25 protein-coding genes are annotated in these 21,548 nt (G+C 52.0%); 6 read left to right on the forward strand and 19 right to left on the reverse strand.

Features of this window, described 5'->3' with window-relative positions; genetic code table 11:
• Nucleotides 1-282 precede the first annotated feature (282 nt).
• The 9 genes from ACFOSD_RS13420 to prfC all read right to left on the reverse strand — a co-directional run bounded on the left by ACFOSD_RS13420 (nucleotide 283) and on the right by prfC (nucleotide 7,018).
• Nucleotides 283-681 carry a ClpXP protease specificity-enhancing factor gene (locus tag ACFOSD_RS13420; RefSeq protein ID WP_380697311.1) on the reverse strand — a complete coding sequence of 133 codons (399 nt, stop codon included), beginning with the start codon at nucleotides 679-681 and terminating at the stop codon, nucleotides 283-285.
• Nucleotides 674-1,303, reverse strand: coding sequence for a glutathione S-transferase N-terminal domain-containing protein (locus ACFOSD_RS13425; RefSeq protein WP_380697313.1), 630 nt, complete (start codon nucleotides 1,301-1,303; stop codon nucleotides 674-676). The genes ACFOSD_RS13420 and ACFOSD_RS13425 overlap by 8 nt, the downstream gene beginning before the upstream one ends.
• 86 nt (nucleotides 1,304-1,389) lie before the next feature.
• Nucleotides 1,390-2,145, reverse strand: coding sequence for a cytochrome c1 (locus tag ACFOSD_RS13430; protein WP_380697315.1), 756 nt, complete (start codon nucleotides 2,143-2,145; stop codon nucleotides 1,390-1,392).
• Complete coding sequence (locus ACFOSD_RS13435; RefSeq protein ID WP_380697317.1) at nucleotides 2,145-3,395, reverse strand: cytochrome b; 1,251 nt, start codon at nucleotides 3,393-3,395, stop codon at nucleotides 2,145-2,147. The genes ACFOSD_RS13430 and ACFOSD_RS13435 overlap by 1 nt, the downstream gene beginning before the upstream one ends.
• Nucleotides 3,395-3,991, reverse strand: coding sequence for a ubiquinol-cytochrome c reductase iron-sulfur subunit (gene petA / locus ACFOSD_RS13440; RefSeq protein ID WP_380697319.1), 597 nt, complete (start codon nucleotides 3,989-3,991; stop codon nucleotides 3,395-3,397). Before petA ends, ACFOSD_RS13435 begins: the two co-directional genes overlap by 1 nt.
• Nucleotides 3,992-4,198: 207 nt before the next feature.
• Nucleotides 4,199-4,588, reverse strand: coding sequence for a 30S ribosomal protein S9 (gene rpsI / locus ACFOSD_RS13445; RefSeq protein ID WP_380697321.1), 390 nt, complete (start codon nucleotides 4,586-4,588; stop codon nucleotides 4,199-4,201).
• Between the two features lie 10 nt (nucleotides 4,589-4,598).
• Nucleotides 4,599-5,027 (reverse strand): 50S ribosomal protein L13, encoded by a 429-nt coding sequence (gene rplM, locus ACFOSD_RS13450; RefSeq protein ID WP_380697323.1) that lies wholly within the window; start codon nucleotides 5,025-5,027, stop codon nucleotides 4,599-4,601.
• 107 nt (nucleotides 5,028-5,134) lie between these two features.
• The gene (locus ACFOSD_RS13455) at nucleotides 5,135-5,428 is read right to left on the reverse strand and encodes a hypothetical protein (protein WP_380697325.1); all 294 of its coding nucleotides are present in this window, start codon (nucleotides 5,426-5,428) and stop codon (nucleotides 5,135-5,137) included.
• A gap of 3 nt (nucleotides 5,429-5,431) precedes the next feature.
• Nucleotides 5,432-7,018, reverse strand: a complete 1,587-nt coding sequence (prfC, locus tag ACFOSD_RS13460) for a peptide chain release factor 3 (RefSeq protein WP_380698065.1) — start codon at nucleotides 7,016-7,018, stop codon at nucleotides 5,432-5,434.
• Between the two features lie 159 nt (nucleotides 7,019-7,177).
• On the opposite strand from prfC, the gene cmoA reads away from it, so the two are divergent.
• Both cmoA and cmoB read left to right on the forward strand, forming a co-directional pair.
• On the forward strand, nucleotides 7,178-7,903 hold the full coding sequence (gene cmoA / locus ACFOSD_RS13465; RefSeq protein ID WP_380697327.1) for a carboxy-S-adenosyl-L-methionine synthase CmoA: 726 nt from the start codon (nucleotides 7,178-7,180) through the stop codon (nucleotides 7,901-7,903).
• On the forward strand, nucleotides 7,900-8,904 hold the full coding sequence (cmoB, locus tag ACFOSD_RS13470) for a tRNA 5-methoxyuridine(34)/uridine 5-oxyacetic acid(34) synthase CmoB (protein WP_380697329.1): 1,005 nt from the start codon (nucleotides 7,900-7,902) through the stop codon (nucleotides 8,902-8,904). The genes cmoA and cmoB overlap by 4 nt, the downstream gene beginning before the upstream one ends.
• 8 nt (nucleotides 8,905-8,912) lie before the next feature.
• Here cmoB and ACFOSD_RS13475 read toward each other — a convergent pair whose 3' ends face one another.
• Nucleotides 8,913-9,887: a MotB family protein gene (locus tag ACFOSD_RS13475; RefSeq protein WP_380697331.1), complete on the reverse strand. Its 975-nt coding sequence runs from the start codon at nucleotides 9,885-9,887 to the stop codon at nucleotides 8,913-8,915.
• A 3-nt stretch (nucleotides 9,888-9,890) separates the two neighbouring features.
• A complete protein-coding gene (gene pomA, locus ACFOSD_RS13480; protein WP_380697333.1) occupies nucleotides 9,891-10,646 on the reverse strand; it encodes a flagellar motor protein PomA in 756 nt (251 codons plus the stop codon).
• A 176-nt stretch (nucleotides 10,647-10,822) separates the two neighbouring features.
• Here pomA and ACFOSD_RS13485 point away from each other — a divergent pair, with 176 nt between their 5' ends.
• The 3 genes from ACFOSD_RS13485 to dxs are packed head-to-tail and all read left to right on the forward strand — an operon-like array spanning nucleotide 10,823 to nucleotide 13,880.
• Nucleotides 10,823-11,044 (forward strand): exodeoxyribonuclease VII small subunit, encoded by a 222-nt coding sequence (locus ACFOSD_RS13485; protein WP_380697335.1) that lies wholly within the window; start codon nucleotides 10,823-10,825, stop codon nucleotides 11,042-11,044.
• Nucleotides 11,045-11,049: 5 nt separating this feature from the next.
• Nucleotides 11,050-11,946 (forward strand): polyprenyl synthetase family protein, encoded by an 897-nt coding sequence (locus ACFOSD_RS13490; RefSeq protein ID WP_380697337.1) that lies wholly within the window; start codon nucleotides 11,050-11,052, stop codon nucleotides 11,944-11,946.
• A 50-nt stretch (nucleotides 11,947-11,996) separates the two neighbouring features.
• Nucleotides 11,997-13,880 carry a 1-deoxy-D-xylulose-5-phosphate synthase gene (gene dxs, locus ACFOSD_RS13495; protein WP_380697339.1) on the forward strand — a complete coding sequence of 628 codons (1,884 nt, stop codon included), beginning with the start codon at nucleotides 11,997-11,999 and terminating at the stop codon, nucleotides 13,878-13,880.
• 34 nt (nucleotides 13,881-13,914) lie between these two features.
• Here the strand turns inward: dxs and ACFOSD_RS13500 are convergent, their stop codons facing one another.
• The 8 genes from ACFOSD_RS13500 to nrdR all read right to left on the reverse strand — a co-directional run bounded on the left by ACFOSD_RS13500 (nucleotide 13,915) and on the right by nrdR (nucleotide 20,797).
• Nucleotides 13,915-15,510: an HD domain-containing phosphohydrolase gene (locus ACFOSD_RS13500; RefSeq protein ID WP_380697341.1), complete on the reverse strand. Its 1,596-nt coding sequence runs from the start codon at nucleotides 15,508-15,510 to the stop codon at nucleotides 13,915-13,917.
• A 108-nt stretch (nucleotides 15,511-15,618) separates the two neighbouring features.
• Nucleotides 15,619-16,092, reverse strand: coding sequence for a phosphatidylglycerophosphatase A family protein (locus tag ACFOSD_RS13505; RefSeq protein WP_380697343.1), 474 nt, complete (start codon nucleotides 16,090-16,092; stop codon nucleotides 15,619-15,621).
• Between the two features lie 7 nt (nucleotides 16,093-16,099).
• The gene (thiL, locus tag ACFOSD_RS13510; RefSeq protein WP_380697345.1) at nucleotides 16,100-17,050 is read right to left on the reverse strand and encodes a thiamine-phosphate kinase; all 951 of its coding nucleotides are present in this window, start codon (nucleotides 17,048-17,050) and stop codon (nucleotides 16,100-16,102) included.
• On the reverse strand, nucleotides 17,047-17,496 hold the full coding sequence (gene nusB / locus ACFOSD_RS13515) for a transcription antitermination factor NusB (RefSeq protein WP_380697347.1): 450 nt from the start codon (nucleotides 17,494-17,496) through the stop codon (nucleotides 17,047-17,049). Before nusB ends, thiL begins: the two co-directional genes overlap by 4 nt.
• Entirely contained in the window at nucleotides 17,496-17,969 is a 474-nt protein-coding gene (gene ribH / locus ACFOSD_RS13520; RefSeq protein ID WP_380697349.1) for a 6,7-dimethyl-8-ribityllumazine synthase, read from the reverse strand. Before ribH ends, nusB begins: the two co-directional genes overlap by 1 nt.
• Before the next feature lie 17 nt (nucleotides 17,970-17,986).
• Nucleotides 17,987-19,111, reverse strand: coding sequence for a bifunctional 3,4-dihydroxy-2-butanone-4-phosphate synthase/GTP cyclohydrolase II (gene ribBA / locus ACFOSD_RS13525; RefSeq protein WP_380698067.1), 1,125 nt, complete (start codon nucleotides 19,109-19,111; stop codon nucleotides 17,987-17,989).
• Between the two features lie 79 nt (nucleotides 19,112-19,190).
• Nucleotides 19,191-20,342, reverse strand: coding sequence for a bifunctional diaminohydroxyphosphoribosylaminopyrimidine deaminase/5-amino-6-(5-phosphoribosylamino)uracil reductase RibD (gene ribD, locus ACFOSD_RS13530; RefSeq protein WP_380697351.1), 1,152 nt, complete (start codon nucleotides 20,340-20,342; stop codon nucleotides 19,191-19,193).
• Entirely contained in the window at nucleotides 20,339-20,797 is a 459-nt protein-coding gene (nrdR, locus tag ACFOSD_RS13535; RefSeq protein ID WP_380697353.1) for a transcriptional regulator NrdR, read from the reverse strand. Before nrdR ends, ribD begins: the two co-directional genes overlap by 4 nt.
• 450 nt (nucleotides 20,798-21,247) lie before the next feature.
• Here nrdR and ACFOSD_RS13540 point away from each other — a divergent pair, with 450 nt between their 5' ends.
• Nucleotides 21,248-21,529, forward strand: coding sequence for an HlyU family transcriptional regulator (locus tag ACFOSD_RS13540; RefSeq protein ID WP_380697355.1), 282 nt, complete (start codon nucleotides 21,248-21,250; stop codon nucleotides 21,527-21,529).
• Nucleotides 21,530-21,548 lie beyond the last annotated feature (19 nt).

Consider the following 21,548-nt stretch of genomic DNA (forward strand, 5'->3'; position numbering starts at 1 on the left):
CACATGTATGAATTCACAGTCACTTACTGATATTTGTTAGACTAGCTAACCCACATCAACAAGTGCCCACACGAATTACTTGATTGATTACCTGAATTTTTAAAGAACTTCTTGCCTTGGCAAGGAGCGCACATCTTAATGATCCTGCGCTGCGTGTCAACTCCTTTTTTGCTTTTTTCTTCTTGCGAATCAGTCGCTTATCGCCACTCATTCTGCTGATGAAACACCGTCTCCCTGACAGCGGAGGCGCATTATAGAGGCCTGCCTCTGAGAGTCAACCTATTACTTAACAACTTTTAATGTTGGCTTGCCGCCACCGGTTGGTGGCGCGGGATCTTCCGGAACTTCATCGGGCACTTTTACTTCAAACATCATCCCTTGCGCATTCTCACGTGCAAAAATAGCCGCCACAGCAAAGCACGGAACGACAATGTCATAAACAACACCAGAGAATGAGGCAGTGAACGTAATTCTGTCGTTACCTAAGTCCAGATCTCGAACCGACCGTGGCGCAGCATTTAACGTTATTTTTCCATCCTCAACGAACTGCTCAGGCACCACGACGCCGGGATAACTGGCCTGCACCACCAAATAAGGCGTGCAATTGTTATCCACAATCCATTCATAAATAGCTCGGATCAGATAAGGCTTGTTATCCGACATCGTCAACTGTTCAGTCACGCATTTCACTCTCTACTTCAGACAAGCTGAGTTTGAAAGACTCACGTTCAAACACACGCTCCATGTATTTCTTGAGATTTTTGTCAGCACGATCTTCGACATCAACACCCAAATCCTGCAAACGCCACAAAATCGGTGCAACACAACAATCAACCAACGTGAAGTCTTCGCTCATAAAGTACGGTTTTTCACCAAAGATCGGCGAAATACTGATAATACTTTCGGCCAATTTCTCTCTGGCCTCTGTAACGACGGCACGATCTTTACCTGCAACAATCGTATCTACCAGGGTGCACCAATCACGCTGAATACGATAGATGTAAAGTCGACTCTCCCCACGCGCGACCGGATAGACAGGCAACAAGGGTGGGTGGGGAAACCGCTCATCCAAGTACTCCATCATGACATTTGGCTCATACAGCACTAAGTCACGGTCAACCAAGGTTGGCAATGTATTATAAGGATTAATATCTGTCACATCCTGCGGAACGCTATCAGGATCGCTATCTACAATATCAACCGCCACGCCTTTTTCAGCCAAAACAATGCGCACACGATGACTGTAATGCGATGCGGGGTCTGAAAAAAATGTCATGGATGACCGCTTGGCCACTACGCCCATGGAATATCTCCTAACAAATAGCCAACAAACTAAAAAGCGCGGCAGAGCCGCGCATGTGGATCATGCTTAAAAAAGCAGGCGATCCGTTATTTTACGTCTTTCCAAAGCTCACGGTACAACAGCCATGCGAAGGCCAAAAATACCGTTAGGAAAGCCAACACCAGCCAACCAAGACGCTCACGCTCCAACTGCCGAGGCTCGCCCATGTAGTCTAAAAAGTTAACCAGATCATAAGTCGCTTGATCAAACTCTACCTTAGACATGGTGCCTTCTGTTAGGTAGCGCTCACACCCACCTTCGCTGATGCGCTCGCCCGTCAATGGATCAATACTCACCGCAGACACAGGCTTGGGCGGCTCAGCACACAGACCTTGCGCATCAACCATGGCATGCGGCATACCGACACCGGGGAACACTACGTTGTTCACACCATAAGGTCGTGAATCGTCCGCATAAAAGCCACGCAGATAAGTATACAACCAATCGGTTCCACGAACGCGGGCAACCAAGGTCAAATCCGGGGGTGCAATACCGAAAAACTGTTTACCTAAGTCACGGTTCATAGAGATTGTCATCAAATCACCGATCGCCTGATCAGTGCTCATCAGATACTCTTGAAACAAGTCTTCAGGGATCTCCAAGTCGCGTGCCACGCGGTTATAGCGGCCATATTCCAAGCTATGACAACCCATACAATTGTTAAAAAACACTTGGGCACCACGCTGCAATGAACGCACATCGGAGACATCATTGTTGACGTGATCCACCCAGGCAGGCCCTTTGGCGGCAATCGCAACCATGGGCAACAAGGCAACCAATAGAGTAAAAATAACCTTTTTCATTAGCTTGTTACCCTCTCTGGAACCGGCTTGGTCTTTTCATACTTGGTGTAGAATGGCATACCGATGAAAAACGCAAAGTAAATAACGGTACACAGCTGCGCGATCAAGGTGTACAACTCAGAAGCTGGCTGAATACCTAACCACGTCAGGATGACGAAAGCGATCGCAAACAGAACAATCATGACCTTGCTGATACGACCCTTGTAACGCCAAGAGCGTACAGGACTGCGATCCAACCATGGCAAAACAAACAAGATAGCGATGGCTGCACCCATGGTGATAACACCCAGCAACTTGGCATCAATGAAGAACAAGCTGAAGTTAATCGCCCGCAACATGGCGTAGAACGCACCAAAATACCAGGTAGGGTGGATGTTTTCTGGCGTCTTCAGTGGGTTAGCCGGCTCAAAGTTCGCATACTCCAAGAAATAGCCATTTGCTTCAGGAGCAAAGAAAATAATGCCACAGAAAACCATCAAGAAAATAACAATGGCCACCAAGTCCTTGCCGATGGTGTAGTACGGATGGAACGGAATACCATCAACAGGCACACCCTGCTCACTCAGGTTCTTCTTGATATCAACACCGTCAGGGTTGTTTGAACCCACTTCGTGTAAGGCAACAATGTGCAAGAACACCAAACCAGCCAACACGAAAGGCAGCGCAATCACGTGCAAGGCAAAGAATCGGTTCAAGGTAATCGTCGATATCAGGTAGTCACCACGAATCCACTCCACCAGAGCGTCACCGATGACAGGGATCGCACCGAACAGAGAGATGATAACCTGCGCACCCCAGTATGACATTTGACCCCATGGCAATACGTAGCCCATGAACGCCTCAGCCATCAGGCAGAGGTAGATAGTCATACCAAAGATCCAGATCAGTTCACGGGGCTTCTGGTATGAGCCATACATGATGCCACGGAACATGTGCAAATAGACAACGATGAAAAAGGCTGAAGCACCTGTGGAGTGCATGTAGCGGATCAACCAACCCCACTCGACGTCACGCATGATGTATTCGACAGAACGGAACGCTTCTTCCGCACTGGGTACATATTTCATGGTCAGCCAGATCCCAGTAATAATCTGGTTTGCAAAGACCAACATTGCCAGTACACCAAAAACGTACCAAACGTTAAAGTTCTTCGGTGCATAATATTTTGTGACGTGCTTTTCCATGGTGCGCGTCAGCGGGATACGGGCGTCAATCCAACCCATTAATCCGTTTGTTTCTTTGCTACTCATTAGGCAGCACCCCCGTCTTCACCGATGGTTAACACCGCACCCTCAAAGAAATGAGGCGGCACGACCAGATTTGATGGTGCTGGAACACCGCGATAAACCCGCCCCGCTAGGTCGAATGCGGAACCGTGGCAGGGGCAAAAGAAACCACCTTGCCAGTTGCTATCGAAAGCCTGTGGCTCAACCTGCGGAATATATTGCGGAGCGCACCCAAGGTGGGTACAGACGCCCTCGATAACCAGAAATTCTTCACCACGAGAGCGAAACCTGTTGGAGGCGTATTCAGGCTGCTGAGGTTCAGTCGATTCAGGGTCTGCTAAGCGCGACAAGGCTTCGGACTGAGTCATGCGATCCAGCGCTTCTGGGGTCCGACGCACGATGAAGATAGGCTTACCGCGCCACTCTACCGTCACCATCTGACCAAGCTCGATACTGGACGTATCCAAGCTCACTGGCGCTCCAATGGCTTTAGCCCGCTCGCTAGGCTGCCACGAAGACAGAAAAGGCACAGCGACCCCAACACCACCCGCAGCACCAACTACACCTGTAGCGGCCATCAGGAAGCGTCGGCGGCCTGTGTTCACGCCGTCTTGACTCATTCTTAAATCCTCTGAAAACAAATAAGAAAACTGTAGGGTGAGATTTTTAAATTGTGCAGATGGTAATGAAATTTACACAGCCTTACAAGGCAGCATACATACTTCAAGAACAACTTACACAGACAAATCGCGCCATCCCATGCCAGGGTCTTACCAAAAAAAATGCCCGCGCAAAGCGGGCATTCTTGAACAGCTTCCGGCGTTGAATTAACGCTTCGAGAACTGAGGACGCTTACGTGCTTTGCGTAAACCAACTTTCTTACGCTCTACTTCACGCGCATCACGCGTTACATAGCCAGCAGCACGCAATACCGGACGCAAGGTCTCGTCGTATTGCATCAAAGCACGAGTTACACCATGACGAATTGCACCCGCCTGGCCACTTGCACCACCACCAGCAACTGTAACGTAAAGATCGAACTTACCTACCGATTGCGTCAGCTCTAAAGGCTGACGAACCACCATGCGTGAGGTCTCACGACCAAAATACGCATCCAAGGTCTTGTTGTTTACCGTAATAACGCCAGTACCAGGACGCAAAAAAACACGCGCGGTAGAGGTTTTACGACGGCCAGTTCCATAATATTGAGTTGACATGTATTACCTCTTAAATATCCAGTTCTTTGGGCTGCTGTGCGGCATGGGGATGTTCGGCCCCAGCATACACCTTCAACTTCTTGAGCATTGTCCGGCCCAAAGGAGAACGAGGAAGCATGCCTTTAACAGCCAACTCGATGATGCGCTCTGGAGCGTGATCACGGAGTTTTTCAAAGCTCATGGACTTCAAGCCACCAGGATAACCGGTGTGACGGTGATACATCTTGTCACCCGCTTTGTTGCCGGTTACACGAACTTTCGCCGCATTGACCACAACAATATAATCACCGGTGTCAGCGTGAGGGGTAAAGACAGGTTTGTGCTTGCCTTTCAAACGACTGGCAATCTCAGTCGCAATACGGCCTAGCGTCTTACCTTCGGCATTGACGATAAACCATTCACGCTGAACTGTTTCGGAACTTGCATTAAATGTTTTCATTTAGTCTCTTTTAACTCCACCTATAAGTGGGGGCTCAGGGGGAAGTTAATCTTCAGATTTTTCAGGTGGGCGATTCTATAGAAAGGCTTACCCGTACTCAAGGCATTTCATGCCATCCCATCACTTTTTTTCAACTGCAGCAAACCACTGGGTACCAACATCACCAAAAGAATCGACTGCAACAACATACCCGCCGCACCCCATGTTGCATCTGAGGCACTGGCGGCAGCGTAAGCAAAACCACCGACCAATAACATGGCGGGAAGAATCGTCGCAATGTAGATACCACTGACGCGGTCTACCGACAGTGCAAACCTTTGCCCCAAAAACTGACTGGCGCGAAAGCACACCAAGAATGCAGCGATGTTACAAACGATCATCAACCCCAGATACCAAAGCATGCATCAATTCTCCCTAGTTTTTAGGAAAGCCACATCGGGATGACGCTCTTGCGCCAACTGTAAATTCACCATCGTTGGAGCAATATAGGTAAGGTTCTCCGCACCATCCAAAGCCAGATTATCATAGGCCTTTTGCTTAAACTGTTCCAACACCTTGTTATCACGCGCCTGTATCCAACGCGCTGTGGCAACATTCACCGGCTCGTAGATCGCTTCGACTTTGTATTCGCTGCGCAGTCGGTGCACAACCACATCGAACTGAAGAATACCCACCGCACCTACAATCAGGTCATTATTACGCAGCGGTCGGAACACCTGCACCGCGCCCTCTTCAGACAACTGCATCAGCCCTTTTTGCAGTTGTTTGATTTTCAGCGGGTCTTTCAACTGAATACGGCGAAACAATTCCGGGGCAAAGTTTGGAATTCCGGTAAACTTGAGTGCTTCGCCTGTCGTAAAGGTATCCCCTATCTGGATCGTGCCATGATTATGCAAGCCGATGATATCGCCAGCCCACGCTTGATCAACCTGCTCGCGATCGCCCGCCACAAAGGTTACTGCATCGGCGATCCTGACTTCCTTGCCCAGCCTAACATGCTGCAACTTCATGCCTTTCTCATAGCACCCGGAAACAATACGCATAAATGCAACACGGTCCCGATGATTGGGGTCCATATTGGCTTGAATCTTAAAGACGAAGCCCGTAAATCCACTTTCATTCGGCTCGACGACGCGATGCTCGGTGGCGCGCGACTGTGGACTGGGGGCCCATGCGGTTAAGCCATCCAGCATATGATCCACGCCGAAGTTACCCAAGGCCGTACCCCAATACACGGGCGTTAATTCACCGGACAAAAACGCCGCCAAATTAAATTCATTTGAAGCACCGCGCACCAAATCAATCTCATCACGCAGATCAACGGCATAGTCACCAATAGCTATATCTAATTCTGGGCTATCCAAGCCGACAATTTGCTTACCGTCCTGTATCACCGCACCTTTGCCGGTTTCATAGAGCGTGACCGTATCGGTCATCAAATTATAAACACCCTTAAAGTTCTTGCCTTCACCGATCGGCCATGTAATGGGCGCGCAACGAATCTTCAGTACGTTTTCGACTTCATCCATCAATTCGATCGGATCTCGAATGTCACGATCAAGCTTGTTCATGAAGGTAATGATTGGCGTGTCGCGCAGCCGCGTAACCTCCATTAACTTAATGGTGCGTTCCTCGACCCCTTTGGCCGCATCTATCACCATCAAACAAGAGTCCACGGCCGTCAACGTCCGATAGGTGTCCTCCGAGAAATCCTCGTGCCCTGGCGTATCAAGCAAATTGACCAGCTTGTCGTGATACGGGAACTGCATCACCGAGGTGGTAACGGAGATGCCCCGTTCCTTCTCCATTTCCATCCAATCCGACTTCGCATGTTGGCCAGATTTTCTGCCTTTTACCGTTCCGGCGCGCTGAATGAGATGACCGTGCAACAACACCTTTTCGGTGATGGTGGTTTTACCCGCATCCGGGTGTGAAATGATGGCGAAGGTACGACGTTTTGCCACTTCTTGGGCAAGGCTAGACATAGAAATTCTCAATCGGCCTGAAATTTGCCGCGAATTATACCCTTTTACCGTCCAGTTTCGAGTCCGATATCATTTCACCCAGAGCAACGCCCTTATTGGCAACTCGCGGTTCAGTTCCAGGCGGTTTTAGCCTACACTAGCGCGCCAAAATCCGGGTATAAAGCCATGCAAAAAGACGACCTATATGCCAGCCCACGCGATCAACTGGCACCTTTCCAGTTTGATGAACAGGTAGCGCGTGTCTTTCCCGACATGATCAAACGATCGGTGCCCGGCTACAGCCATATTATTTTGAACATAGGCGTTTTAGCCGGTGCGTATGCGCAACCGAACAGCAACGTTTATGACCTCGGGTCGTCACTGGGGGCCGCCAGTATTGCCATGCGTCATCGTATCTCGGCGCCCGGCGTGGAAATATTGGCTATCGACAGCAGCGCTGACATGCTAAGACGCAGCCGCGATTTCTTGGACGCCGAAGAATCTGATATCCCGGTGCATAACATTTGCGCAGACATCCGGCAAGTAGACATAAAACAGGCGTCCGTTGTCGTCTTGAATTTTACCCTTCAGTTTATTCCGCCCGCTGACCGACTGGCGTTGCTTACCCGCATCCATCAGGGTCTACTGCCTGGTGGCATTCTCATTCTTTCTGAAAAGCTTCGTTTTGACAATCCAGCGCAGCAGGAATGGCTCGACCAGCATCACTTGCTCTTTAAGCGTGCCCAAGGCTACAGTGACCTGGAAATTGCCCAGAAGCGCGCGGCCATTGAGAACGTGCTCATCCCCGATACAGAAGACAATCATTATGAGCGCTTGAGCGACGCCGGTTTCTCCGCTGCTCATTGCTGGTTCCGCAGCTTTAACTTCGCCAGTTTCGTTGCCCACAAATGATTAACTACAACGATTTGATCAGCAGCCTGGCAGACTCACCACTGCAGCATTGGCGGGCCGACCTCAGCCAGCAACTGCATCAGCTGATCACAGCACACAATAACGGCAACCTGCCACGCTTTCTTGCGCATCTGGATGCCCTCCCTGACGTACAAACAGAGCACAACATTCTGACTGAAGACAGCATCGGTGTCGGTCATGCACATGAGCTATCGCCAACGCAACGCACGCAGTTGAATGCCAGCCTGCAGGGTTTGATGCCATGGCGCAAAGGCCCTTTTACGCTCTTTGGTGACCACATCGACACGGAATGGCGTTGCAATCTAAAGTGGGACCGCGTGGCACCGCATCTAAGCAACTTACACGGCAGGACGGTGCTGGATGTGGGTAGCGGCAATGGCTATTACGGGTGGCGTATGCTTGGCGCAGGCGCCAGTCGCGTCATCGGCATTGATCCATCTTGGCTGTCGGTGGTGCAGCACTTCGCCGTCAACCACTACATGCGTGACCCTCGACACCACATTCTACCGCTTACTCTGGAAGCTCTAACGCCCAACATTCAAGCATTTGATACCACTTTTAGCATGGGCGTTTTGTACCATCGACGGTCCCCGCTTGATCACCTGGAAGAATTAAGGAACACGCTGCGCCCCGGTGGTGAATTGGTGTTGGAAACTCTGGTGATCGACGGAAAAGAAGGCGAAAGCTTGGTGCCGGAAGGCCGGTATGCTCGCATGAACAACGTGTGGTTTCTGCCCAGCGTACCCACGCTGATCGCTTGGTGCAGAAAAATGGGCTTCGATGAGGTTCGCTGCGTGGATATCACAGCAACAACGGCCGACGAGCAGCGCACCACAGAATGGAAGCCCGGCCAGTCACTGGCGGACTATCTCGACCCCAAAGACCCGACCCGAACGCAGGAAGGCCATCCGGCCCCCTTACGCGCTACCCTTGTTGCCCAACGCCCTTGGGGCGGGCGCTTGGCACGCTATGGCTTTTAGACGATCCGTTAAAAGATCTCATCAGGGTTAAGACCAAAAAGGTCTGGCGGACCAAAATCCACCTCATCGCCCTGCTCAGATTCTGGCACGACTGGCCCAGCAAACTCTGGATTGTCACGCCGAATCATAATCTCAACCCGTCGATTGGTTGAACGACCTTCAGCCGTTTCATTGTCGGCAATGGGCCGGGAGGCGCCATGTCCGACAATGACAAAACGGTTCTCATCCATTTCCGGGTCAGCCCACAGGTATTCTGCGACCGCTAAAGCACGCGATGACGATAGCAACCAATTATTGCGGAATCGAGCATTGTTGTTCAGTGGAATAGAGTCCGTATGGCCGGCAATGTGCAATTCGCCCGGCGTGGTCAGCAAAATAGCGCGGACGCGATCCAGTATGGGCAAAAATTCATCCGCCACAAAGTCGGAACCCGGCCCGAACGACTGCTCCTTCACGCGTATAATGATGGTTTGATCGACCGTCTCAACTTCCAACGCCCCGACATCAATAAACTCGCCAAGACGCGAGGCAATACTTGCAGCTTCCTGTTCCACCTGCTCTTGCAGGACATCGTCTGGCACCACGATTTGGCGGGTTAACTGCCCGGTATCACCTTGTCGGGTTTCTTGTATGGTCATTTCGTCCTGACACAGCACTTCCAGACTGTCCATCAAGTCGCGAACCGTATCTTGAGTAATGACATTGAGCGGCGTAGGGTCGGGGCGACCGGGGCTGAATTCTTGCGCTATGATGGATGTGCCTTTCGGAATGGCATCAAAATTTAACTGGTTCTGCACCCCAAACGCATTACGCATAGAACCGGCGAGGCGCTTAAAGCGCATGGCATCCAGTTCAGAAAATGACAACAGCAACACAAAGAAACACATCAACAACGCCATCAAATCCGAGAACGTTGCCATCCACGCAGGCAAACCGGGCTTACATTCCGGACACTTCTTCTCTTCTTCGACAATGGCGCTCATAACTTAGGCGTCCACACCGCGTTGTGTAGCAGGGAGATAGGTTTTCAATGCTTGCTCGATAATCCTTGGGTTTTGCCCAGCTTGAATACCCATTAGCGCATCCCGGATCATGCGCTGAATAAGACCTTCTTCATTGGAACGCAGCATACATTTATTTTGAATGGGAATGGCGATCACGTTCGCCATGACCGAACCGTAGAGTGTAGTCAGGAGAGCTACTGCCATCTGTGGGCCGATCGCTTTTGGGTCATCCATATTCGCCAGCATACCCACCAAGCCAATCAGGGTTCCGATCATGCCCATGGCAGGTGCAACATCCCCGATGGTGGCAAACATTTTTGCACCGTCGCGGTGCCGCTCTGCGGTCATTTCAATATCTTTGTTCAACATCACGCGTACGACGTCAGGGTCATGACCGTCCACCAGTAACTGAATGCCTTTGCCCAGAAACTCATTACTGACGTCTTTACCTTCCAGGGAGAGTAACCCGCCTTTACGCGCCGCATCCGCCAGTTCAACGACTTCTTCTATGATTTCTTCCGGCGCAATACTTTTATAGGAGTAAGCTTTGCTGGCAATGCGCATAGCACCCAAGAATTGTTCTAGGGTGTAACTTTGCATGGCCACAAACACGGACCCCACCACCACAATCAACACCGACGGCAAATTGTAGTAGATGGTCACATCACCGCCCAACACCATGGCCATGATGATCATGCCAATGCCGCCAATAAGGCCTACTATCGTTGCTAAATCCACGCGCTACACTCCACCTGGTATAGTTGAACGACAATACCATTGTCGTCGCATCATCATACTATAATATTGCATTGATGCCCCATTCTGGGCGAATCAGCAATAGGCTTTACGACACTTATTGACCCCAGAGGTTCAATTCAGTACGGTTTGCGCACTTTACAGCACGGTCAACTGTTATGGCATCTATTAGTAAGTCGAACAATTTTGAGAAATCATTAGCGGATTTAGAAAATATTGTCGTTCAACTTGAGCAAGGTGACCTCAGTTTGGATGCTGCTATGGCTGCCTTTGAACAAGGTGTCCACCTGACACGTGCTTGTCAACAACAACTTGATGCAGCAGAGCTCAAGGTGCGCACCCTGCTCGCTGAAAACACCCCCAATCAGTCTGAGGACTAATCATCGTGGGGTCGCTGCCAGAAGAACTTTCCAACGCCGGTAAACAGTACGCGGCGTTTGCCCAAGCGTACCTATCTCGTCATTCCGCTTCCAGCCAACAACTTCAAGCCGCCCTAAACTACGCCATGCAAGTTGGTGGGAAACATGTTCGCCCTTTGCTGGTGATGGCTGCCGCGCAATCCGTTGGCTGTGCGGATGATGCATGGCTGGTGCCAGCGACGGCGGTTGAAATGATCCATACCTACTCATTAATTCATGATGATTTGCCGGCAATGGACGACGATGAATGGCGGCGCGGGCGCCCCACGATGCACATTGCCTTTGATGAAGCAACGGCCATACTGGCTGGTGATGCTTTGCAAAGCATGGCGTTTGCGCTGCTCAGTGATGCCTCGCTTACGCAGCGCTCTGCGACCCACCAGCTGGCCTGGGTGCACACCTTGGCAAAAGCTGCCGGACAACAAGGCATGGTGGATGGGCAGGCCTTGGACTTGTCAGCCGAAGGTTCGACTTTGACGCTCGCCGAACTTGAAGCACTGCATCGCCGTAAAACAGGCTGCTTGATCGAAGCCGCCGTACTTATGGGCGGACAATGTGCGCCGGCGCAACCCAGCCAGGAAATTGTAAAGGCACTGTCACGCTATGCACAATCGATTGGCCTAGCTTTTCAGATCATCGATGATATTTTGGATGTGACAAGTGACACTGAAACTCTTGGCAAGGACGCAGGTAGTGACTTCGCGAACGAGAAGGCTACCTATGTGTCGCTACTGGGCATCGAAGAGGCAAGAAAAAAAGCAGAAGCATTACATGCCGAGGCCTTATCTGCGTTAGAATGCCTGCCTTCGGATACCACGGCCTTGCGTGCCCTAGCCGATTTTATTGTGCTACGTTCGCGCTGATCGGCACCTTTGTCGCTTTAGGAGTCTAGGAGTCACTGACTGATCGCACCATGAAAGTATTTACTGAGATTCCGGCGCAACGCCCTGAAACCCCACTATTAGATCAAATCAACGCGCCGACCGATTTGCGCTCGCTGGCGCCGCAGGATCTGTTGCAACTGGCGGATGAACTGCGCGCCTATTTATTGTTCTCCGTGGGTCAAACGGGTGGCCACTTTGGTGCGGGCCTGGGGGTGATCGAGCTGACCATTGCGTTGCATCGCACCTTAAACACACCGGAAGATCGCTTGCTTTGGGACGTTGGCCACCAGGCATACCCGCATAAAATTTTAACCGGGCGACGCGACGCCATCCTCAGTATTCGTCAAGAAGGCGGTTTGGCGGCCTTCCCAGCACGCGATGAAAGCCCCTATGACGCCTTTGGGGTGGGCCACAGCAGCACATCCTTGTCAGCAGGACTAGGCATGGCCTTAGCGGCGCGAAATGCAGGTAAAAAACGCCGCGTCGCGGCGGTTATTGGTGATGGCGCATTAACCGCGGGCATGGCCTTTGAAGCGCTGAACCACGCGGGCCATGAAGATGCAGACATGCTGGTTATTTTGAACGACAATGACATGTCGATTTCTGAAAATGTCGGTGGGTTGTCCCGTTATTTCACGAACTTGATTGCCAGTCGCACCTACACCAGCATCCGTGAAGAAAGCAAGAAAGTGTTAATGCATTTGCCAGAGCCAGCGCGCATATTAGCCCGTAAAGCCGAAGAGCATATGAAGGGCATGGTGACGCCCGGCACCTTGTTTGAAGAACTCGGGTTCAACTACATCGGCCCCGTCGATGGTCATGATCTACCCAAATTACTGGATGTTTTGGATACCTTAAAAGACCTTTCCGGGCCGCAGTTTCTGCACATTATTACCCGAAAGGGCAAGGGGTTTGCGCCTGCCGAAGCCGCCCCCATTAAGTACCATGCCATCAGCAAGCTGGAAACCACGCCCGCCAAAAGCACGCCGGGTTTAAAGTACTCGAATGTATTCGGACAGTGGTTGTGTGATATGGCCGCTGAAGACGAGCGCTTGATGGGCATTACGCCCGCGATGCGCGAAGGCTCAGATTTGGTCGCGTTTTCAGCGCAGTACCCCAAACGCTATTTCGATGTCGCCATTGCAGAACAACATGCCGTTACCCTGGCAGCGGGCATGGCGTGTGAAGGTGCAAAACCGGTTGTAGCGATTTATTCCACGTTTCTCCAACGTGCCTATGATCAACTCATTCATGATGTAGCGTTGCAAAATCTGGATGTGTTATTTGCCATCGACCGGGCGGGCTTAGTCGGCGAAGACGGCCCAACGCACGCCGGTAGCTTCGACTACACCTACTTGCGCTGCATTCCTAACATGTTGATCATGGCCCCGGCCAACGAGCGGGAAACACGACAAATGCTCAGTACCGGCTATCACCACCAAGGCCCGGCGGCGGTGCGCTATCCGAGAGGCGCCGGTACCGGTGTCACACCACTGGATACGCTGGATACGCTGCCCATTGGTGAAAGCGTTGTTTGCCGCGAAGGTGAAGGTCTGGCCCTGCTTGCGTTCGGTAGCATGGTTGAACCGGCTCTAGTGGTCGGCAAAGCACTGAACGCGACCGTGATCAACATGCGCTTTGTAAAACCTTTAGATACTCAACGCCTGCAAGCGTTGGTGCAAACACATGCGGCATTCGTAACGATCGAAGAAAACACCATAGCCGGAGGCGCGGGGGCGGGCGTTACCGAGTGGTTAAATCAGCAAGGTTACGTACTTCCCGTTCTGAACATAGGGCTACCCGATGCCTACATTGAGCATGCGTCCGCGCAGCGCCAACTGGCCATCGCAGGCTTGGATGTGGCTGGCATAACAAGCCAGATTCAGGCGTGGCAGGCCAAATTGACGCAGTAACAGGGGCTACGGAAGGAGTACTCACGGCCCTGCATCAGAGGTAGGGCGTGACATCCTCCACATCTTTCTGTACGTCCAACAAATGGCGCTCGGCATACTCACGCCAAATACCGCTGGTTAAAAAGAGTTCATAAACGTCGGGATCAATGTGCTCATCGTCACGCATATTACGCAATATGCTGAATGACTGACTGAGCGGCATCGGTTTTTTATAGGGCCGCTCTTTTGCGGTCAGTGCTTCAAAAATATCCGCAACACCCATCATCCGTGCTGGAATTGACAATTGATCACGGGTAAGGCCACGTGGAAACCCTTTACCATTCATTTTTTCATGATGGCCGCCAGCGTATTCAGGCACCCGACGCAGATGTTTTGGGAAGGGCAGCGCTTCCAACACATCAATGGTGATATCAATGTGGCGATTAATGATGGCGCGCTCTTCATCGTTCAACGTACCGCGCGAAATGCACAAATTGTGCACTTCCTGCTCATTCAACATGCTTTGCTCTTCGCCCTGTGCATTACGCCAGGTGAGCGTAGCTAATTGACGAACACGTTCTTGATCTTCCGGGCGCATAAACTCGCCACCCTGATTCGCACGCGCCAAGAAATCACAATCTTCGCGCAACTTGGCGATTTCGGCATCCATTTCTTGTTGCAGCAGTGAGACATCACCGCCCTGCAGCATGGCACGCAAATAGTGGTTCTCGCGCTGTGATATGAGGGCTGAAAAACGTGCTTTGATGGCGTCTATGCCATCCAGAATGAGGTTCAGTTTGGTGGCTTTTTCAACCACATAGTCGGGCGTGGCCAGCTTGCCACAATCGTGCATCCACGCTGCCACACTTAACTCGTACCATTCTTCTTCGTTCAGATTAAAATCTGCAAAATAACCTTCTTTTTGTTCGCACGCGGCGCGGGCAATGAGCTCGGTCAGTTCTGGAATGCGTTGACAGTGTAAAGAGGTGTGAGGCGAACGCACATCGGTAATTTGCGCCAGCGATTTGATAAAGGCATCCAGCAGCTCTTTGTGGCCTTCAATAAGAATTTGATTGTTTAACGAAATCGCCGCATAGGTGGCTAAAGCTTCGATGGACGGTATTACGTCTGGCGCAAATGCCGTGACTTCACCCTTTGCATCGGTTGCATTCAGCAGTTGCAATACCCCAATCACTTCGTCCTGGTGGTCGGATAACGGCAAAGTTAGGAAGCTTTTGGACCGATAACCGTTACTTTCGTCAAACCGCTTGGTGCCGGAAAAATCAAACTCGTCAACGGTATAAGCATCTTCAATACAGACCGTTTGCCGACTCAGCGCCGCATAACTGGCGACATTATGATGATTCGGCTGGCCATCGGTGTACAACTTTATGGGCATCATCGGCACGTGGTCGCCCGCATGCCCGTTAATATCAATACCTAACGAGTCGGTTCGAACCACGGTGAACTGCAGCTCACGTGCTTCGTCTTCGCCTTTCACCAAGTACAGTGTGCCGCCATCCGCACCCGTGATACGCATGGCTTCCGCCACAATAAAACCCAGCAAAGACGACAAATTGGTTTGGCGGGCCAATAACACTAACAAATCTTGATGGGCCACATCGGGCGACGTATGCGTTGCACTGCTCATGATGGATTCTCGAATTCTTACAGTGTCCGAGGCAATATGCCCCATATCGGGCTAAACCTTACCACTGAGTCGGGTATTTCCGCTACCCCAGAGCGCTCACAACCCGGGTCAAAAGAAGCGAGCACTCCAGTCAGTCATCAACCAACCTTGCAACATGAACCAGGCCATTACTCCGGCCAGCACATCATCAATCATGATGCCGAAACCGCCCTTCACTTTGCGGTCAAGCCAGCGAATCGGCCATGGTTTTATAACATCGAAAAAGCGGAACAAGAGAAACCCGAGAACAATATTCGGCCAGGTCAGCGGAACAGCAACAAACACGATCCAAATACCGACGAACTCATCCCACACAATACCGGGATGATCATGAACACGAAGATCTGTTGCGGTACGTCCGCACAGCCAGACACCGACCATGAAGGTTACCAACACCCAAACAAGCTGCAATGGCCAAGAAAGAACACCAAATACAGGTAGGGTCAACAGCGCTGCCAAGCTTCCCATGGTACCGGGCGCTTTAGGCGAGGTGCCGGAGCCAAAACCGAAGGCAACCCAATGCACCCATTTTTCATGTAACATAACTGGCTTAGCCAAAATGATCGTACCCCGCATCCGAATGGTTGTACGGTGAATCGGCGCGCAACACCTGTACACCTTTACCTTCAATCATAGTACCAATACGCCATAGCGTGCGGCCATGTTCCTTTGCCAGAGCACACAGCTCATCAGCATGCACTGGCGCGGCGGTAAAACAGGCCGCAAAATCTTCGCCGCCGCTGAGCGCCCAGGCAATGGCTTGTTCGGTGGACACAATATCTTGCAGCGTCGGCGATAACGGCAGGCTATCAACATCAATACAGGCACCACAATGGCTCGCTTTCGCAATATGCCCCAAGTCGGCAACCAAACCATCCGACACATCAACCGCCGCATGAATCATCGGCGCTGCCGCAACCATAAAGCTCACCGGTGGCTCAGGTCGGTAGAATCGCTCCAACAACTCGGCGCGAATGGGTGCGCGTTGCTGCAAACCGGCCAAACCGCCAGCCGAATCCCCTAAATAACTGGTCACCCATATATCGTCGCCCGGCTGCGCACTTGACCGACGCAAAGGCTGGTCGGTCAATCCATGCACCTGAACAGTCACCACAAGAATGGCGCCCGAGGTGGTATCGCCACCCAAACACGGCATACGCCAGTGTTGATTTTCCAGCATTAGCTGGTCGGTAAAGCGTTGCCACCAGGATTCGTCATACGCCTTAGGTACCACAATACTCAACGTATAAAACCAAGGCCGAGCACCCATGGCCGCCAGATCACTGATGGCCGATCGCACCGCTTTGCTCGCAACATCCTCGGGCGCTGCATCGGGCGGAAAATGTGTACCCGACACACTGGTATCGACCGAAATAACCACCGCTTGGCCGCTGCACACGGCAAGGGCATCATCGCCATTGCCAATAAGCGCGGGCGGGTTAGCCTCCGGTGCAGCGAGGGGCCAAAAATAACGTTGTATACGTTCGAATTCAGAACTCATGAACGTGAACGATGACCGGCTTCCAGCGGACGCAGGCGCACCGCCAGTTTATCCAAAACACCATTAACATAGCGGTGTCCGTCGGTTGCCCCGAACGACTTTGCCAGTTCAACACCTTCATTGATCACCACTTTGTAGGGCACATCAACGCGGTGCATCAATTCATAGGTGCCCATACGCAGAATGGCCAATTCGATGGGCGTCATATCCGCCAGCGCCCGGTCTAACAGCGGCGCTATCGCGGCATCCAATTCATTCACCCGCGCCGGGACCTGGTGCAACACTTCGTGAAAATAAGGCTTATCGATCTTACTCAGATCGTTGTCTACCAAAAACTGCGCTTCAATTTCATTGGCGCTGGCTTTGCTAACCTGCCATTGATACAGCGCCTGCAGCACCATATGGCGTGCACGACGTCGTGCTGCTGGGCGAAATTGCTCGGTCATCAAGCCCCCAACTGCGCTAGCAAATTAACCATTTCCAAAGCGCTCAACGCGGCTTCTTCGCCTTTATTGCCCGCTTTCGTACCAGATCGTTCAATGGCTTGTTCAATGGTATCTACCGTTAACACACCAAACGCAACCGGCACACCCGTGGTGCGGGATGCATGGGATAAACCGCTGGTACACTCGCCTGCTACGTATTCGAAATGCGGCGTACCACCACGAATGACCGCGCCCAATGCAATCACCGCGTCATACTGCCTGGACGCAGCCGCTTTTTGCACCACAAGGGGAATTTCAAATGCACCCGGAGCACGAATTACGGTGATCTGACTACTAGGAACACCATGGCGCTCCAGCGCTTCAATCGCGCCTTTTTCCAGTGCGTCCACCACAAAGGCATTCCAGCGCCCTACCACCAGGGCATAACGTCCATTGTTGGCTTGCAAATTACCTTCAATCACTTTAACTGTCATATCGTTTTCCTCTGCCCTTAGGCGGGCTTTTGAGTGCTGGACACGTATTCCACCACTTCAAGATCAAAACCGGAAATGCCACCAAATTTAATCGGCGAACTCATCAGGCGCATTTTTCCAATACCCAGATCGCGCAAAATTTGCGAACCCGTACCGATGGTGACGTAGTTGCCACTGCGGTTAACGTGCCATGTCGGCTTCTTCTTTTCGGGTGTTTGCAAACGCTCGAGCTCATCTAACAAGCCATTGCCGGACGGTGCATCCAACAGCACCACAACCCCATGACCTTCCGCTGCCACACGCGCCATGGCGTCCGACAACGACCAACCCGTCCACGCTGGAGACTCGATGCCGAGAGTGTCCCGCAGGGTTTGTCCGGTATGCACTCGTACTAAGGTCGGTTCGTCAATGTTGAACGTACCCTGCGACAAGGTTAGGTGCGTACCCCCTTGCAATTGGTCTTCGTAAGCACGGAGATCAAATTCACCCCAACGAGTTTGCACGGTGCGGCGATCCAATTCACGAATGGTCCGTTCGTTCATCATGCGATAGTGAATCAAGTCCGCAATGGTGCCGATTTTCAGGCCGTGCTTCTCTGCGAAGATTTCCAAATCAGGGCGGCGCGCCATGGTGCCATCGTCGTTCATGATTTCAACAATGACCGAGGCTGGCGTCAAACCGGCCAGTCGCGGCAGATCGCACCCGGCTTCGGTATGACCGGCGCGGCTCAATACACCGCCACGCTCGGCGCGTAATGGGAATACATGGCCCGGCTGCACAATATCGGACGGTTTACTGTTCGGGTTTACGGCCGTACGCACGGTGTGGGCCCGATCAGCGGCACTGATACCCGTTGTAACACCATCAGCAGCTTCAATGGAAATGGTGAAATGCGTGCCATACTGCGCGCTGTTACTTTTCACCATTGCGGGTAAGCCCAGGTAATCGCAGCGCTCGCCCGTCAGCGTTAAGCAGATCAAACCGCGTGCTTCACGGGCCATAAAATTGATGATTTCAGGGGTGACTTTCTCCGCAGCGACGATCAAATCGCCTTCATTTTCGCGGTCTTCATCATCCATCAGGATGACCATCTTACCCTGCCGAATGTCTTCAACGATTTCTTCAACGGTATTCAAAGCCAACGCCATGTCTCCCAGAAAGTGGCCACATTCAGTGGCTTACGCTAAGGCTTTATGCGCCTCGCATGTTTGGGCGGCGATTCTACCTTGTTCTTGCGTTAACTTCATCCGTCGATGTGCCTTCAACCCGCGCCATAATGCGCCAGTCAGCACCAAACTGTCGCTGATCCGTTACACGTAGGTTTATGGCCTCATCCATTCGTGACAACGGCAAGTCCATTAATGGACGCCCTGTGCTGCCGAGCAAGCGGGGCGCTTGATAGAAGATGAACTCATCGATCAGCTTGTGCCTGAAACACGCGCCGATTAGGGTAGGGCCCGCTTCCAACAAAACCTCATTCACACCCTGTTGGGCCGCAAGCTGCTGCAACACGAACGTTATGTCTACCTTGCCCGCAAGGGCGGGTGCTTGTAGGACGGTTACGCCGCGTGCTCGATAGGGCTCCAAGTCTCTTTCGGGCTGGGACGCCAAGGTACACAACACAGCCGACGACTCGGCAAAAAAGGGGTGTTCTGGCGGCACCCTAAGCTGACTGTCAATCACACAGCGCAGGGGCGGCTTAACCTGCGGATGTCCCGGCCAGCGTTGCGCCAACAAGTCCATACGCACTTGTAAGCGGCTTTGATCTTGCAATAACGTATCGGCGCCGGTCAGAACGGCACAACTGCGCGCCCGCCAGTACTGCACATCCGCCCGCGCAGCTTCTCCAGTAATCCAAAAACTTTCACCACTGGCCATAGCGGTGCGTCCGTCCAAGCTGTGGGCAATTTTCGCTCTTACCCATGGTCGTCCGGTACGCATGCGCTGTAAGAAGCCGATATTGACGGCATCGGCGGCGGCGGTCAGTACGCCCTCAGTGACGTCAATTCCGGCAGCGCGCAAACGCGCCAAGCCTTGGCCAGACACCAAAGGGTTAGGGTCGTGGCTCGCCACCACAACACGCGCGACCTGCGCTGCAACCAGTGCATCAGCGCAAGGTGGCGTACGACCGAGATGACTGCACGGCTCCAAGGTGACATACACCGTGGCGCCTTTTGCGGCAGATCCAGCGGCCCGCAAAGCAAACACCTCAGCATGAGGCTGACCTGCTCCAGGGTGCCAACCCGCTCCCACTTCAACATCGCCTTGCACCACCACCGCACCGACGCGCGGATTTGGAGTGGTCGCAAAGAGCCCCCGCTCGGCTAAACGTAAGGCTTTCTGCATCCAGTGTGCATCGACAGCCGACATCATTTACCCTTGTTCTCAAGGCGTTCGATTTCAGCTCGAAACTCGGCGATGTCTTGAAAGCTGCGATAGACCGAGGCGAACCGGACAAAGGCAACCTGATCCAATTCTTTCAGTTCGTCCATCACGGCCTCGCCTACCAAGCGCGAGGGCACTTCGCGTTCGCCGCTGGCGCGTAAGCGGTGCTCAACACGGGTAATCGCCGCTTCAATGTCTTCGACTGAAACAGGACGCCGCTCGAGCGCACGCATCATACCAGCACGGAGTTTCTCGGTATTATAAGGTTCGCGTGAGCCATCTTGTTTGATCAATTTAGGCATGACCAACTCGGCCGATTCATAGGTGGTAAAACGCTCGCCGCAATGCGGGCATTCACGCCGACGCCTCACCTGCTGACCCTCGGCCACCAGCCGGGAGTCGATGACTTTGGAATCCGCTTGACCGCAAAAAGGACAATGCATGCGTTGTGTCCGTTCTCTTAAAGGTCGCTGATTTTAACCAGCTTGTGGGCTGCTGCCTACCGCCACAAGCTAGACCCGGAAAGTTTTTCGCCTGTCAAGCATTGACAATAACATTTATACACAATTCTGCTCGTGCCTTTGGTTATAGCAAGCAACACCAGCACTCCTCCACTGTCACAATAATTTAACGCTCTATATTATTGATATATATAGTATTTTTTAGATTTGTTTATTTTTTGATCAATCTGGCAAACCCCTTATCCTGCGTGGCTTGACCCTCTTTGTCACGAGGTTACACACAGAGTTATCCACAGAATCTGTGGAAGATTGATGACAGCGCAGGCAACACATAGACTTCCGTAGAACGCAGAATTCCTCACCACCCCACGATGCACCCAAGCGATGAACAGGGTACACTGTGCATCCGTTTTTTCCGTGCTGAGGTTTTTCATGTTTGGTTGGTTAAAGTCAGCTTTTACTTCTGCCCCACAAAACAAGGCCGCCCAGGTTCAAGAGGAAGAAGAATACAAGGGCTACCGGATTCAATTCGCCCCCGAACCTGTGGGTGGCCAATTTCGCATTGCAGCACATATTCAAAAAGTGGGTGATGATACACGCACGCATCATTTGATCCGTGCCGATTTACTGCCTGACATGGATACTGCTATCGTCCATACCCGACTTAAAGCACGGCAAGCCATAGACCAACTCGGTGACCGCCTGTTCAACTGAGGCCGTATTTAAGGAAGTT

This window comes from Salinispirillum marinum (genome assembly GCF_042650105.1).
GTDB lineage: Bacteria > Pseudomonadota > Gammaproteobacteria > Pseudomonadales > Natronospirillaceae > Salinispirillum > Salinispirillum marinum.